Origin of the sequence: Bradyrhizobium betae, from assembly GCF_004123905.1 — a bacterium.
Classification (GTDB): Bacteria; Pseudomonadota; Alphaproteobacteria; order Rhizobiales; family Xanthobacteraceae; genus Bradyrhizobium; species Bradyrhizobium betae_A.
In genome coordinates, this window is sequence record NZ_MZXW01000004.1 from 1 (window position 1) to 13,543 (window position 13,543).

At 64.9% G+C, this 13,543-nt stretch carries 11 protein-coding genes; 7 read left to right on the forward strand and 4 right to left on the reverse strand.

The annotated features are described in order from the left end of the window. Window positions 1-884: 884 nt before the first annotated feature. Genes B5V03_RS00145 through B5V03_RS00160 form a run of 4 tightly spaced genes read right to left on the reverse strand, consistent with a single transcriptional unit; the run spans window position 885 to window position 5,587 of the window. Entirely contained in the window at window positions 885-1,598 is a 714-nt protein-coding gene (locus tag B5V03_RS00145) for an ABC transporter ATP-binding protein (protein WP_129267268.1), read from the reverse strand. Continuing rightward, window positions 1,595-3,364 carry a branched-chain amino acid ABC transporter ATP-binding protein/permease gene (locus B5V03_RS00150; protein ID WP_129267269.1) on the reverse strand — a complete coding sequence of 590 codons (1,770 nt, stop codon included), beginning with the start codon at window positions 3,362-3,364 and terminating at the stop codon, window positions 1,595-1,597. The genes B5V03_RS00145 and B5V03_RS00150 overlap by 4 nt, the downstream gene beginning before the upstream one ends. Continuing rightward, window positions 3,361-4,404, reverse strand: a complete 1,044-nt coding sequence (locus B5V03_RS00155; protein WP_129267270.1) for a branched-chain amino acid ABC transporter permease — start codon at window positions 4,402-4,404, stop codon at window positions 3,361-3,363. Before B5V03_RS00155 ends, B5V03_RS00150 begins: the two co-directional genes overlap by 4 nt. A gap of 34 nt (window positions 4,405-4,438) precedes the next feature. Beyond that, entirely contained in the window at window positions 4,439-5,587 is a 1,149-nt protein-coding gene (locus B5V03_RS00160; protein ID WP_129267271.1) for an ABC transporter substrate-binding protein, read from the reverse strand. A 586-nt stretch (window positions 5,588-6,173) separates the two neighbouring features. On the opposite strand from B5V03_RS00160, the gene B5V03_RS00165 reads away from it, so the two are divergent. From B5V03_RS00165 to B5V03_RS00195, 7 genes are read left to right on the forward strand one after another with little or no spacing between them, the layout of a single operon-like run. Next, entirely contained in the window at window positions 6,174-6,956 is a 783-nt protein-coding gene (locus B5V03_RS00165; RefSeq protein ID WP_129267272.1) for an aspartate/glutamate racemase family protein, read from the forward strand. A gap of 30 nt (window positions 6,957-6,986) precedes the next feature. Beyond that, a complete protein-coding gene (locus B5V03_RS00170) occupies window positions 6,987-7,415 on the forward strand; it encodes an organic hydroperoxide resistance protein (protein WP_129267273.1) in 429 nt (142 codons plus the stop codon). 12 nt (window positions 7,416-7,427) lie between these two features. After that, complete coding sequence (locus B5V03_RS00175) at window positions 7,428-8,606, forward strand: thiolase family protein (RefSeq protein WP_129267274.1); 1,179 nt, start codon at window positions 7,428-7,430, stop codon at window positions 8,604-8,606. Next, window positions 8,603-9,844 carry an SDR family NAD(P)-dependent oxidoreductase gene (locus tag B5V03_RS00180; protein WP_129267275.1) on the forward strand — a complete coding sequence of 414 codons (1,242 nt, stop codon included), beginning with the start codon at window positions 8,603-8,605 and terminating at the stop codon, window positions 9,842-9,844. The genes B5V03_RS00175 and B5V03_RS00180 overlap by 4 nt, the downstream gene beginning before the upstream one ends. Window positions 9,845-9,878: 34 nt before the next feature. Further along, complete coding sequence (locus tag B5V03_RS00185; protein WP_164987699.1) at window positions 9,879-10,661, forward strand: cyclase family protein; 783 nt, start codon at window positions 9,879-9,881, stop codon at window positions 10,659-10,661. Window positions 10,662-10,721: 60 nt separating this feature from the next. Beyond that, window positions 10,722-11,879 (forward strand): ABC transporter substrate-binding protein, encoded by a 1,158-nt coding sequence (locus B5V03_RS00190; RefSeq protein ID WP_164987700.1) that lies wholly within the window; start codon window positions 10,722-10,724, stop codon window positions 11,877-11,879. Continuing rightward, complete coding sequence (locus B5V03_RS00195; protein ID WP_129267278.1) at window positions 11,876-13,540, forward strand: ATP-dependent acyl-CoA ligase; 1,665 nt, start codon at window positions 11,876-11,878, stop codon at window positions 13,538-13,540. Before B5V03_RS00190 ends, B5V03_RS00195 begins: the two co-directional genes overlap by 4 nt. Window positions 13,541-13,543 lie beyond the last annotated feature (3 nt).

Genomic DNA, 13,543 nt, shown 5'->3' on the forward strand with positions numbered 1-13,543 from the left:
CGGCGCTCGGATACCAGTCGCCTCTTGAGTTCGAAACCGCGTTCGCGCAAAACAACGCGCGGTAACGCATCGTGACAACCCCACTGTCACTGTAATTATCGTGTCTCACTTCAGGGGTGCAGTCCAGCACTGTAACCGTAATTATTTACTCCTCACAGCCGAAGTTCGCTCGGAGGTTCGGCATGTCTCAAACGGCCAGAGCGGGAGGCGCCTTCGGCTCGGTTCCTCAACGGACGGCGCCGGACTGCATGCTCTCGCATGAGGGAACGTTGACATAGATCAAGTATTCGCGGGGGCGGTCGGGGACAGTCGTTTCCCTAACAGGGAAGGAGATTGTTATGGGACAAATCGGCCTGAAACGAGCTTTGTTGGTTGCCGCTGTTGTCGCGTGTGGGGTTTCCGGTTCAGTTGGGTGGTCAGAAAATAACGGCCTCTCACTGTCCGTTGACAGCGCGCAGGCGCGCGTGGGGCGACCGTTGACCCCCGTGAGTGTCGCTGGCGTTGCACGTCGAACCACACGGCGAGCGGTCGTGGGCGGAGCGGTCGTAGGGGGAGCGGTGGTTGCCAGGCCGCGCTGCGGGTATGCCCCCTACGGACCATGCTACTAGCCTTAGCTGGCCAAGGCTCGCGCCTTGGATCACGAGCATAGTGCCCTGGCTCACCTTGAGACTTCCGCTCGGCCGTCAGAAGCCGACATCTGCCTTTGAGTCCACGCCTTGGACCAGAGCACCCCGGGGCTATGCGAGTCCCACACGGCGCGATGATGGCATCATGCCACTGTTTTGCCCGACGGTGCATTGGATTTCGTAAAATCCGCAGCGTCGATGTTAAGCCCTTGATATCGTTGTCACCGGCTACTGTGCATGGGGTTGTTTTCGATGTTTTTAGTGTCCGCCGAGATAGGCGGTGATCAGCCGGGGATCGTGGATGAGGTCCTTGGCGGGACCTGATTGCACGACCTCGCCGGTCTCCAGCACATAGCCGTAGTCGGCGGTCTCCAGCGCGGCGCGGGCATTCTGCTCGACCAGCAGAATGGAGACGCCGAGGTCGCGCAAAGAGGCGATGGTGCGAAAGATCTCGCGCACGATCAGTGGTGCGAGACCGAGGCTGGGCTCGTCCAGCATCAGCAGTTTTGGCTTGGCCATCAGCGCGCGCCCGAGCGCGAGCATCTGGCGCTCGCCGCCGGAGAGCGTGCCAGCCGCTTGCCGCTGCCGCTCCTTCAGGCGCGGAAAGCGGTCGTAGACTTCGTCGAGTGTTGTCTGCACGCCCGAGCGGTCGCGCAGGCTGTAGGAGCCGAGCAGCAAATTGTCGGCGACCGACATGTCCGAAAACAGCTCGCGCTTTTCCGGGACGAGGCAGAGGCGGCGCTCGACGCGGTCCTCGACCGACATTTTTCCGATATCGCCGCCCTGGAAGACCATGCGACCGCGCGAGGCGAGCAGTCCGATCGCGGCCATCAGCAGCGTTGTCTTGCCGGCGCCGTTCGGGCCGATGACGGTGACGATCTGGCCTTCCTCGACCGACAGCGAGACGTTGCGCACCGCTTCGACATTGTCGTAGCAGACCGTCACGTCCGTCATGGAAAACATCTCGCTCACGCGACGCCTCCGAGATAGGCCTCTTGGACGCGCGCGTCGCTGCGGATCGCCGCTGGCGCGCCCTCGCAGAGCTTTGAGCCGAAATCGAGCACGACGATGCGATCGACCAGCGACATCACAAACTCCATGTCGTGCTCGACAATCAGGATGGTCAGATGGTCCGCGCGCAGCGAGCGCAGCAGCTCGGCAAGCCGCAGCTTCTCCTGGCGGCGCAGGCCCGCGGCCGGCTCGTCGAGCACCAGCAGCGTCGGATCCGCGGCGAGGGCGCGCGCGATCTCCAGGATGCGCTGGTTGCCGAGCGGCAGATTGCCGGCGAGCTCGAACGGCTTGTCGCCGAGCCCGACGCGTTCGAGCTGCGTCAAGGCCTCGTGCCGGGCACTGGCTTCCTCGCGCTGGTTGAGACGGAACGCACCGGCCAACAGGCCCGCGCCGGTGCGGGCGTAGGTGCCGAGCATCACGTTTTCCAAAAGGCTCATGCGCGGCCTGAGCTTCACATGCTGGAAGGTCCGCGCGATTCCCGCTTTGGCGATGCGCGATTGCGCATCGCGTGTGATCGGCCGTCCACCGAAGACGATCTCGCCCTTGTTGACCCTGAGCGCGCCGGTCAGGCAGTTGAACATCGTGCTCTTGCCGGCGCCGTTGGGGCCGATGACGGCGAGGATCTCGCCCGACCGCACCTCGAAGCTGACCTTGTTCACCGCGATGAGCCCGCCGAAGCGGCGTTCGGCGCCGTCGACTTTCAAAAGCAGCTCGCCCGGCGTCGGCTGTGCGCGGCGGGGCAGGGGTGGCGCCGGCTGCGGCCGCTCGCGCTGGATCTTCGGCAAATAGCGGGCGACGAAGGGCACGATGCCTTGCCGCGCCCATTGCAGGAACAGGATGAACAGCGCGGAGAAGGCGACGATCTCGAGCTGCCCCGAGGCGCCCTTGGCGATCAGCGGCAGATAGTCCTGCACGCTGTTCTTGAGCAGCGTGACGATGGCAGCTCCCACGACGCCGCCAAGAAGACTGCCGGCGCCGCCCACCATCGACATCATCAGATATTCGATGCCCATGCCGGCATCGAACGGGCCCGGGCTGATGAAGCGGCTCATATGCGCGTAGAGCCATCCCGAGAGCGAGGCGAGGAACGCCGCGATCACGAAGGTCACGAGCTTGACCTTGAAGGCGTTGATGCCCAGGCTCTCGACCAGCGTGTTGCCGCCGCGCAGCGCCCGCATGGCGCGGCCGAGCCTGGAGTCCATCAGGTTGTAGCCGAGGAACAGGATCACGGCGACGATGCCCCAGATCAGGAAATAGATCTGGGCACTCGAGACCAGCGCGAACGAGCCGATGCTGATCGGCGGGATCGAGGAGATGCCGTTGAAGCGGCCGAGCCCCTCGACATTGCCGAACAGGAAGCCGATGGCGAGGCCCCAGGCGACCGTCGAGAGCGAGAGGAAATGGCCCTGAAGCCGCAGGGTGACGACGCCGAGGATCGCGGCTACGCCGCAGGTCAGCGCCACGCCAAACAGGAGACCCAGCCAGGGCGAATAGCCGTTGAGGGCCGAGACCCAGGCCGTCGCATAGGCGGCGACGCCAACGAAGGCCGCCTGTCCGAACGACACGATGCCGCCGACGCCGGTGAGGAGCGCAAGGCCGATGGCGACGAGCGAATAGATGCCGATGTAGTTCATCAGCGTGATGCTGAACGGGCTGAGCACGAAGGGCGCAGCCGCAAGGCACACCACCGCGGCCAGCGCCGCGAGCTGAACATGGACGCGCGTCATTCCTCGATCTCCTCCTCGGAATGCAACGAGGCGAGGGATCGCCAGATCAGGACCGGTATCAGCAGCGAGAACACGATGACGTCCTTCAGCGCACTGCTCTCGAACGACGCGAAGCTTTCGAGGATGCCGACCCCGACGGCGCCGATCGCAGCACCGGGATAGCTGGTCAGGCCGCCGACGATGGCGCCGACGAACGCCTTGAGGCCGATCAGGAAGCCGGAATCGTAGAACACCGTGTTGACCGGCGCGATCAGGATGCCGGAGACGCCGGCCATCAGCGATCCCAGCAGATAGGCGATGGTGCCGGCGCGCGCCGGCCGGATGCCCATCAGCCGCGATCCGGTGCGATTGACGGCGGTGGCGCGCAGCGATTTGCCGACCAGCGTGAAGTCGAAGAAGAGGTAAAGAAGCCCGCTGAAGACGAGCGCCGCGATCACGATCAGCATGGTCTGACCCGAGATCAGCACGCCCGCGAACTCGGTCGAGAGCGACGTCAGCGGTTCGGTTCTGACGCCCTCGGGTCCGAAGAACAGGAGGCCGAGGCCGACCAGCGCGAAGTGCAAGGCGACGGAGACCGTCAGCAGCAGCAGCACGGTGCCGTCGGCGATCGGGCGGAACACGATCCGGTCAAGCAGAGGAGAAATGGGAGTGATCAGCATCAAGGCCAGCACGAGCCGGACGGCAAGGGGCGGATCGACACGCATGGTGAGCCAGGCGGCGCCGACTACGGCGATGGGAAGCACGAAATAGAAGAGAAGTGCGCGCGGCAGGATGCGAAGCTCGCCTGCACGCAGGAGCGAGACGATTTCGATCAGGGTCGCAAGGCAGGCCAGGATGACGACGAGCGCGCCGGTGCCCGGAAAGCGCTTGGCGTCGAGCGCTGCCAGCGTCAACGCGGTGAATGCGGCGATGTCGCCAAAGGGAATGAAGATGACCCGCGTCACTGTGAAGATGAGGACGGTTCCGATCGCCACCAGCGCATAGACTGCACCGGTGGCGATTCCATCGATCGCAAGGATGGCCGCGATGTCGCTCGTCATTGAGACGCCGTCCCCCCGTTCTGATCGTCTGCGCTTACGGTGCGTACTTCCAGCCGCCGCCGGTGAGGCGCACCACGACGAGTGAACGCTCGTCGACGCCGGTCACGGCGCCCGGCTTGAAATTGTAGACGGCATGCACGCCCGGCAGCTCCTTGGTGCTGAGGATCGCGTCGCGGAGCGCCGTGCGGAATTCGGCCGTGCCCGGCTTTGCGGTCTTCAGCGCGCGCTCGGCTGCGTTGGCGAAGATCAGCCAAGCGTCGAAGGAGTAGGCCGAGAAACCGTCGGTGGTCGGGATGTTGTGAGTCTTCTGGTAGACCGCGCGAAAATCCAGCGCGATCTTCTTGGCGAAGTGCTCGTCGGGAAGCTGCTCGGCCACGATCACGGGGCCTGCGGAAACCTGGATGCCATCGGCCGCCTTGCCGCCGACATTGACGAAGTCCGGATTGACCAGCGCCACGGTGCCGTAGGTGTTTCCCTTGAAGCCGCGCTCGGCGAGGCTGAGCAGCGGCAGCGCGCCCTGCGTGCCCGAACCGCCGTCCAGCACGGCGTCGGGCCGCGCGGCCATCACCTTGAGAATCTGCGCGGTCACCGAGGTGTCGGTACGGGCGTAGCGTTCGTTGGTCTGGATCTTGATGTCGCCGGCCGCTTCAGCCGCCTTGGCGCCGTTATAGACGAGGTCGCCCCAGGCGTCGGTAAAGCCGATATAGCCGATGTTCTTCATGCCGTCGCGCTTCATGCGGTCGGCGATGATCTTGACGAGGAGGGAGGCCGGCTGCGGCACCGAGACCACCCATTGCTCGGGCGTTTCAGGAAGCTTGCCGATCGGCGACACCGCGATCATCGGCACCTTCAACTCGCTCGCGACAGCCGCCATCGCGATGGTCGACGGCGCCGTGGCGGTCCCGATCAACAGATCCACCTTCTCCTCTTCCACGAGCTTGCGGGCGTTGCGGGTCGCTGCCGACGGATCGGAGCCGTCGTCGAGCTGGATCAGGCGGATGGTCTCGCCATTGATCGTCTTCTTGTATTCATAGGCGGCGTTGATGCCCCGGCCATAGGGGATGCCGATCGAGGAGCCGTTGCCGCTGAGCGAGGTGACGAAGCCGATGGTGATGTCGGCCTGCGCGGCCGGCGCGGCCAGGACGCTGGCGGCAAGTGCGAGGAAACTCAGAGTCTTTCGCATGCGTTCTCCTCCGTTGATGCTGGGTACGACAAACCGACTGAAAGCATTGCTGCAGCGCCAAATGCCGGGCGCGGCCGAAAAGAGTTCGCTCGGCCGGGCGTCAGCAACCATGGCGACGCGTGCCGCTCAAATCGCGGGCCCATCGGTGAAAACCGGCGGGCGCCTCTCGATGTGATGGGAAGTGATTGCCGGAGCCGCGATGCGAGACCGGCGATGCTGCTGCGGGCTGTTCAAGCCCGACGACTGTCCACGCGATTGAGTTTCTCAAAATCGGTGCCCTGCAACATCATTGTCTTGGCCATCGGCCGCGACCGATGGAGGATTACTTAAAGCCTAAAGTATTCCCGGCGGCGCCGTCAACACGTGTCACGGCGCCGTCAGAAAAAAATGTTGTTGCATACAATTCCATCAGACTTCGCCATTTCCTTGGTCTCTTTGTCCCACTGAAAGAGCGTTGGCGCCGCGTTGCGAGAGCGCCGCCGGCCGGTGCTGCCGTGCACATTTGACGGCTCAATTAGTTTATGGTTGAAATATATCGTGGCAGCCGACGGCCGGTCCTCCCATGGACCGCTCGGGGAGAAGGACGATGCGCATCTTCTGGCAGAGCTTCGTTGATGCGAGCGTGAATGCGCCCTACATGGCGCGGCTGTCCGAATACCTCAACACGATCGCGGCGCCCGGCACGACGGTGCATGTCGAAGGGATTTCGCCGCCGGACCGCGAGTTCGGGCGGCTCGCCGAACTGCGCTGCGCGGTGCAGGCCATCGACAATGGCATCGCAGCCGAGGAGGCCGGGTTCGACGCTTTCGTCATGGGACATTTCCAGGATCCCGGCCTCTACGAGCTTCGCTCGGCGCTCGCCATTCCCGTGATCGGGACCGGCGAGGCGACGCTGCTAGCGGCATCGCAGCTCGGCCGGCGCCTCGGTCTCGTCACGCTCGATCCGGTTTTCGAAGTTTGGCATTTCGAGCAGGCCGAACGCTACGGCCTCGGTGATCGCGTCGTTCACGTGACCGGCATGGGCTGCAAGCCCGAGGATTTCGCCGATGCGTTCGCAGGCAACGAGGCGGCTCAGGCCCGCATGATCAGCGATTTCGTCGCCTGCGCGCTGCCGCTGATAGAGCGCGGCGCTGATGTCGTGATACCCGCCGGCGTGCTTCCCGGTCTCTTGATTGGACGGGAGCATGGTCTGAAGGTCGGGCACGCACCTGTCGTCAATTGCGCGGCCGTTGCGCTCAAGAGCGCCGAGATGTGGGTGCAGCTCAGGCGCCTCAACGGCACCGAGCCCAGCCGCGGGCCCAGCTTCAGTCGCGCCAGTGAGCTCGCGCGCAGCGATTTTCGCGCAATGCTCGCCCGCAACAAGCGCTAGGGCGCAGCGTCGAACTTTGGAGACCGAGAGATGATGACGCCCGAGAAGATCCTGTACGAGACCGAGGTGACGGCCATTGGTGGCCGCGACGGCAAGGCCGCTAGCGTGGACGGCTTGCTATCAGTCTCGCTGTCCGTGCCGAAATCGATGGGCGGTCCCGGCGGCGAGGGGACCAATCCGGAGCAGCTCTTTGCGGCCGGCTATGCCGCGTGCTTTCTCGGCGCGGTCAAGCTGGTGGCGCGCACGCGGAAGATCGTGCCGTCCGCCGAGCCGTCGGTGACGGCGAAGGTCGCGATGGGGCCGGTCCCCGTCGGCTATGCGCTGGCCGTCGAGTTGAAGGTCAATCTGCCCGGGGTCGAGAAAGCCGTCGCCGAGGAAATCGTCGCCGGCGCCCATGAGCGTTGTCCCTATTCGAACGCGACACGCGGCAATATCGACGTCAGGTTGACGGTGACCTGAGGCGCGCGACCGGTGATGAAATCCCAGCGCACACCATACGAGGGCATCGTGATCGCGGCTCCTGTCACGATTCCCTATGTGCGCTATTCCATTGAGAGCGCGCAATGGTGGATCGGTCGCGCGCTCGGCGCGCTCGTGGCCCAGGCCGGCATCAAGGCGTCCGATATTGACGGTCTCTGTGTCTCGAGCTTCACCATGGGCACCGACAGCGGCATCGGGCTGACGCAGCACTTTGGTCTTTGCGTCCGCTGGCTCGACACGATTCCACTCGGTGGCGCCAGCGCTATCGCAGGTTTGCGAAAGGCCGCGCGTGCGGTCCAGGCCCGCGACGCCGACATCGTCGCCTGCGTGGCGGGCGACACCAATCATGTCGATTCCTTCCGCCTGACGCTCGAGAATTTCTCGCGCTTCAACCAGGATGCCGTCTATCCCTACGGCGCAGGCGGCGCCAATGCGAGCTTCGCGTTGATCGCGCGCAACTACATGCGGACCTTCGGCGTGACGCGCGAGGACGTCGGCCGGATCGCGGTGGCCCAACGTGCCAATGCGTTGCGCAATCCGCATGCCCTGATGAAGGCGCCGTTGACGCTCGAGCAGTATCTGGCGGCCCGACCGATTTCCGATCCGATCCACCTCTTTGATTGCGTGATGCCTTGCGCGGGCGCCGAAGCCTTTCTGGTGATGCGCGAGGAGACCGCCGCATCACTCGGCCTGCCTGCGGCGCGACTGCTGTCGACGATCGAGCGGCACAACGCCTTTGCCGACGACCCGATGCAGGTGCGCGGCGGCTGGGCGATGGACGTCGGCGAGCTCTATGCCATGGCCGGCGTCAAGCCCGACGATCTCGACGTCGTCCAGACCTACGATGATTATCCCGTCATCACGATGATGCAGTTTGAAGATCTCGGCTTTTGCAAGAAAGGTGAGGGCGCTGAATTCGTCCGCGCGCATGATCTCACCATCGACGGCGACTTCCCGCACAATACTTCCGGTGGGCAGCTCTCCGTCGGCCAGGCCGGCGCAGCCGGCGCCTATCTTGGTCTCGTCGAGGGGCTGCGGCAGGTGCTGGGAACCGCGGGCCCCACGCAGGTCAGCAATGCGCGCCTCGGCTTGGCTTCCGGATTTGGTATGATCAATTACGATCGCGGTCTAGCCTCGGGTGCCGCGATCTTTGCAGGGCCTTCACGATGATCGATCCGATCAAGCCGCCCCGTCGCAAGAATCCGCTGCTGCGGACGCGGCTTCCGGCATCGCCCCCGAGGCCACGCAGCCGGACATCGCACGGTTTTACGCGCGCCGCTGCCGAGGGGCGCTTCATGCTCCAGCGCTGTGAGGCCTGCGGCGCTTTCGCTTATCCGGCGCGGGAGGCTTGTCCGTCCTGCCTGTCGCCTGCGCTCGCGTTTGCGGACGCGCCGCGGCTGGGCACGCTTCTCGCCGAGACGACGGCACGCGTGCCGAGCGACGTCTATTTCCGCGAACGGGCGCCGTGGCGGATCGGCCTCGTCAAGATGGACTGCGGCCCGACGATCGTCGCGCATCTCCATGCCGACTGTGCCGAGGGCGCGCCCGTCCGCATGTCGCTTCAACTCGACAAGAGCGGTCAGGCGGTGGCCTTTGCCCGACCCGAGGGGGAGACGCCCAACATGGCAGACGACAGGCAGTGGCGGGAAATGACGGCCGACCCGAAATTCAGGCGGGTGCTCGTCACCAACGGCCGCAGCGTGATCGGTCAGGAAGCCGTCGTGGCGTTGAAGGCCGCGGGCGTGAAGACCGTGTTCGTTGGCGTTGCCGAACCATGGCGACCGTTTGCCGGTGAGGATCAGTTGCGCCGGCAGGAGGGCGTTGAGGTCGTCACGCTCGATGCGGCCGATGAAAAATCTGCCGCCGATCTTGCCGCCGACATCGGTGGCAAGGTGGATATCCTCGTCAACACGACGGAGTATGTGCGAACCGGCGGCCTGCTCGATCGCAAGGGGACGAGCATCGCGCGGGACGAGATCGATCAGGCCTATCTCGGCTTCATCAATCTCGCGCAGGCCTTCGGGCCCGCGATGCGGATGCGCGGCGCCGACGGCATCAACAACAGCGTCGCATGGGTCAACATCCTGTCGGTCTACGCCCTTGCGAACTGGCCGGCCTTCGGCGCCTACTCGGCCTCGCAGGCCGCATGCCTGTCGCTGTCGCACTGCCTTCGCGCGGAGCTGCGGCCGGGCGGCATCAAGGTCATGAACCTTTTCACGGGGCCGGTCGACACCGAATGGTTTCAGACCGTGCCGCCGCCGAAGGTCGCGCCGCGCGCGATCGCACAGGCGATCGTGTCGGGGCTCAGGGGCGGGCTCGAAGAGATGTATGTTGGGGACGTCGCTGAGGAAATCCGGCAGCGTCTCGCGGCCAATCCGAAAGCGCTCGAGCGCGAGCTCGACAAGTGAGGGGCGGATTTCAACCAAGCCGGAGGACGTGACTATGCAAAGCAAGAATCTCCTGGAGCTGGCCGGTGCGATTTCGTCCGGCGCGGTGCGCGTCGTCGATCTGACCTTCACGCTCAGTCCGGATTTTCCGGTCATTGTGCTGCCGCCGGAATTCGGCCAGGCCGCGCCGGTCCGTATCCAGGAAATCTCGCGATATGATGGTCGCGGCCCGGCCTGGTACTGGAACAACGTGACGTTCGGCGAACACACCGGCACGCATTTCGACGCGCCGATCCACTGGTTCACCGGCAAGAACCTGCCGAACAATGCCGTCGACACGATGCCGGCCAAGGACATGATCGCGCCGTCCTGCGTCATCGACTGCTCCGCCGAGGCCGCGCAGGATCCCGACTTCGTGTTGACGGTGCCGATCGTCGAGACCTGGGAAGCGAAACATGGACGCATTCCCGCGCGTCACTGGGTCCTGCTGCGGACCGATTGGTCCAAGAAGGGCTGGCGCGACTATTCCAACCTGAGGGATGACGGCGCGCACACGCCGGGGCCGAACCCCGCGGTCATGAAGTGGCTGGTGGAGGAGCGCGGCATCATCGGCTTCGGCACCGAGACCATCGGCACCGATGCCGGCCAGGCCGGACATTTCGAGCCGCCTTATCCCGCGCATCACTTCCTGCATGGTGCGGGCCGCTACGGCCTGCAATGCCTTTGCAACCTCGACCAGCTGCCGGCCACCGGCGCCGTCATCGTGGCTTCACCCCTGAAAATCCAGAACGGTTCCGGCAGTCCGCTCCGGGTCATCGCGCTGGTTGGGTCGAACTGACAAGGCATGGCGCTTGCCGAACGAGACAACAGAAGAAACCGCTTACGAAAGACAGGTGCCATGAACTTGATGAAGAGCCTGCTGGCTTCCACCGTGCTGCTCATTGCCGCGCCGCAGATTACGCAGGCGGAGATTCTCGTCGGCTTCGTCACCGGCCTCAGCGGGCCGGTGTCGTCGATCGGGATCCCGAACGGAAAGGGGATCGCGGCGGGCCAGGCCTATGTCGGCGAGGTCGGCGGTGAAAAGCTCCGCATCATTCAGCTCGACGACGGCTCCGATCCGACGGCGTCGGCGCGCAATGCGCGCAAGCTCGTCGAGCAAGAGAAAGTCGATATCCTCATCGGCACCTCAGGTGCACCCCAGACGCTGGCGATGGCGACCGCGGCGATCGAGATGAAGATCCCGATGATCGCGGTATCCCCGATCGCGCCGGTGCCGGCGGGCGATGGCGGCCCCTGGGTCGTGCAGACGCCGCAGCCGACACCGCTGCTCGTCCAGGGCATCGTCGATCACATGAAGGCGCACGGGCTGAAGACCGTGGCCTTCATCGGCTTCTCCGATGCGTTCGGCGACCTCATGTACACCTCGCTCGAGCAGAGCGCGAAGGCGGCCGACATCAAGGTCATCGCGAACGAACGATATGCGCGATCGGATTCCTCGGTGACTGCGCAGGTGCTGCGCGCGCTCGCGACGCGCCCCGACGCCATCATGCTCGGCGGCACCGGCACGCCCGGCGCGTTGCCGGTCATTGCCCTGTCCGAACGCGGATACAAGGGGCCGCTCTACGGCAATCATGGACTCATCAGCGCCGATTTTCTGCGTCTTGCCGGCAAGGCCGCCAACGGCATCATCTGCCCGACCGGGCCGGTGACCGCGGCCGAGCAGCTTGCGGCCAGCAATCCGATCCAGAAGGTGTCGCTGGATTTCCGCGCTGCCTTCGAGAAGGCGAATGGCGAGGCGCCGACAGATTCGTTCGCGTCATACTCCTTTGACGGCTGGCTGGTGTTTGTCGACGCGGCCAAGCGCGCGATGGCGACAGGCGCCAGGCCGGGGACGCCGGAATTCCGCACCGCGCTACGCGAGGCGCTGTTCGCGACCAAGGACGTGGTGGGGACACAAGGCATCTACACCTACACGCCGGCGGATCGGCACGGCGTCGACGCTCGTGCGCGCATTCTGGTGCAGATCGAGGACGGCAAGTACAAGCTGCTGCCGTGAGCGAGGCGGCTTTGGTGAAGCTAGGCGCGATACCGGGGGCCGGGGAGGAAGCTGCGGCGCCGGGCTGGGCCCGCGCGGTCGAGCGGTTTCCGCCGTCTGACCGGATTCTCTCCACCATCCTGATGCGGCAGGCCGAGCGCTATCGCGATCGTGTCCTGCTTGTCTCGGGAGAAACGTGCTGGACTTACACGCAGACTGCGGCGATCGCCGCCGCATCGGCGCAGACGCTTGTCGACGCCGGAATCAAGCCCGGCGACCGGGTCGCCCTGATGTGCTCCAATCGGCCCGAGTTTCTTCAGGTCTATCTCGGATGTGCGTGGCTCGGTGCGATCGTGGTGCCGATCAACACGGCGCTGCGCGGTTTCCAGCTCTCCCACATCTTCCGCAATTCGCGGCCCTCTCTCCTCGTCGTCGAAGCGCCGTTCCTTGCCGCAATCGACACTGTCGAGGCAGATGTCGAGCTTCCTTCGCGGGCCTGGATGATCGGAACGGCTGCCGGGACTGGCAGCGCGAAGATTTCACCAGTTCCGCTCCCCGCTCTCGGGGACCAGGCGGCCGCCGGCCTCGTGCGGCCCGGCGACACCGTGGCCATTCTCTACACCTCCGGCACCACCGGCCCGGCCAAGGGCGTATGCTGTCCGCAGGCACAACTGTTCTGGTGGGGCATCTATTCGGCGCGGGCGTTGGGCATTCGTGAAGGTGACGTGCTGTTCACGACGCTGCCGCTGTTCCACACCAACGCGTTGAATGCATTTTATCAGGCCATCCTGAACGGATGCACTTACGTGCTCGAGCCCAAATTCTCGGCTTCCGCCTTCTGGGCTGCCGCGCGACGGCACAATGCGACCGTCGGCTATCTGCTCGGCGCTATGGCATCGATGCTGCTGGCGCAGCCGCAGACTGGGGATGACCGATCGCATCGGCTTCGCGTCGCGCTCGGTGGCGGCGTGCTGCCGCAGATCCACGCGCCGTTTTTCGAGCGGTTCGGCGTGCCCTTGGTTGACGGCTACGGATCGACGGAGACCAATTTCGTGTTCGCCGGCGCGATTCCGTCGGACCGCCCCGGGACGATGGGATATCTCGCTGACGGCATCGAAGCCCGCATCGTCGATGCGGATGATGCCGAGCTTCCCGTTGGGCAGGCCGGAGAGCTGCTGCTGCGCGCCAGCAAGCCCTTTGCATTCGCGACCGGCTATTTCGGCATGCCGGAGAAGACGGTCGAGGCCTGGCGAAACCTCTGGTTCCACTCCGGCGATCGCGTGGTCCGCGATCCCGACGGGCATTATCGCTTCATCGATCGCATGAAGGATTCGATCCGCAGGCGCGGCGAGAATGTCTCTTCATGGGAGGTGGAGCAGGCGATCCAGTCCCATCCCGCGGTTGCCGCCTGCGCGATCTATCCGCTGCCTTCCGAATTGGGCGAGGACGAGGTTGCCGCCGCGATCCTGCTGGAGCCCGGCCAATCGCTTGCGCCGATCGACATCGTCCGTCACTGCGAAGGCAAGATCGCTTATTTCGCCATTCCCCGCTACGTGCGGATCGTGAAAGAGATGCCGCTGACGGAAAATGGCAAGATCAAGAAGGGCGTGCTGCGCGACGCCGGCATGACGGCGGATATATGGGACCGCGAGGTGGCCGGAATCAAGGTGCGGCGGCTTTAGCGC

What these genes read in the sequence shown, in the direction of transcription:
- B5V03_RS00150 (WP_129267269.1), bottom strand. Translation starts at nt 3,364, where the DNA reads ATGACGCGCGTCCATGTTCAGCTCGCGGCGCTGGCCGCGGTGGTGTGC.
- B5V03_RS00155 (WP_129267270.1), bottom strand. Translation starts at nt 4,404, where the DNA reads ATGACGAGCGACATCGCGGCCATCCTTGCGATCGATGGAATCGCCACC.
- B5V03_RS00160 (WP_129267271.1), bottom strand. Translation starts at nt 5,587, where the DNA reads ATGCGAAAGACTCTGAGTTTCCTCGCACTTGCCGCCAGCGTCCTGGCC.
- B5V03_RS00165 (WP_129267272.1), top strand. Translation starts at nt 6,174, where the DNA reads ATGCGCATCTTCTGGCAGAGCTTCGTTGATGCGAGCGTGAATGCGCCC.
- B5V03_RS00170 (WP_129267273.1), top strand. Translation starts at nt 6,987, where the DNA reads ATGATGACGCCCGAGAAGATCCTGTACGAGACCGAGGTGACGGCCATT.
- B5V03_RS00180 (WP_129267275.1), top strand. Translation starts at nt 8,603, where the DNA reads ATGATCGATCCGATCAAGCCGCCCCGTCGCAAGAATCCGCTGCTGCGG.
- B5V03_RS00185 (WP_164987699.1), top strand. Translation starts at nt 9,879, where the DNA reads ATGCAAAGCAAGAATCTCCTGGAGCTGGCCGGTGCGATTTCGTCCGGC.
- B5V03_RS00190 (WP_164987700.1), top strand. Translation starts at nt 10,722, where the DNA reads ATGAACTTGATGAAGAGCCTGCTGGCTTCCACCGTGCTGCTCATTGCC.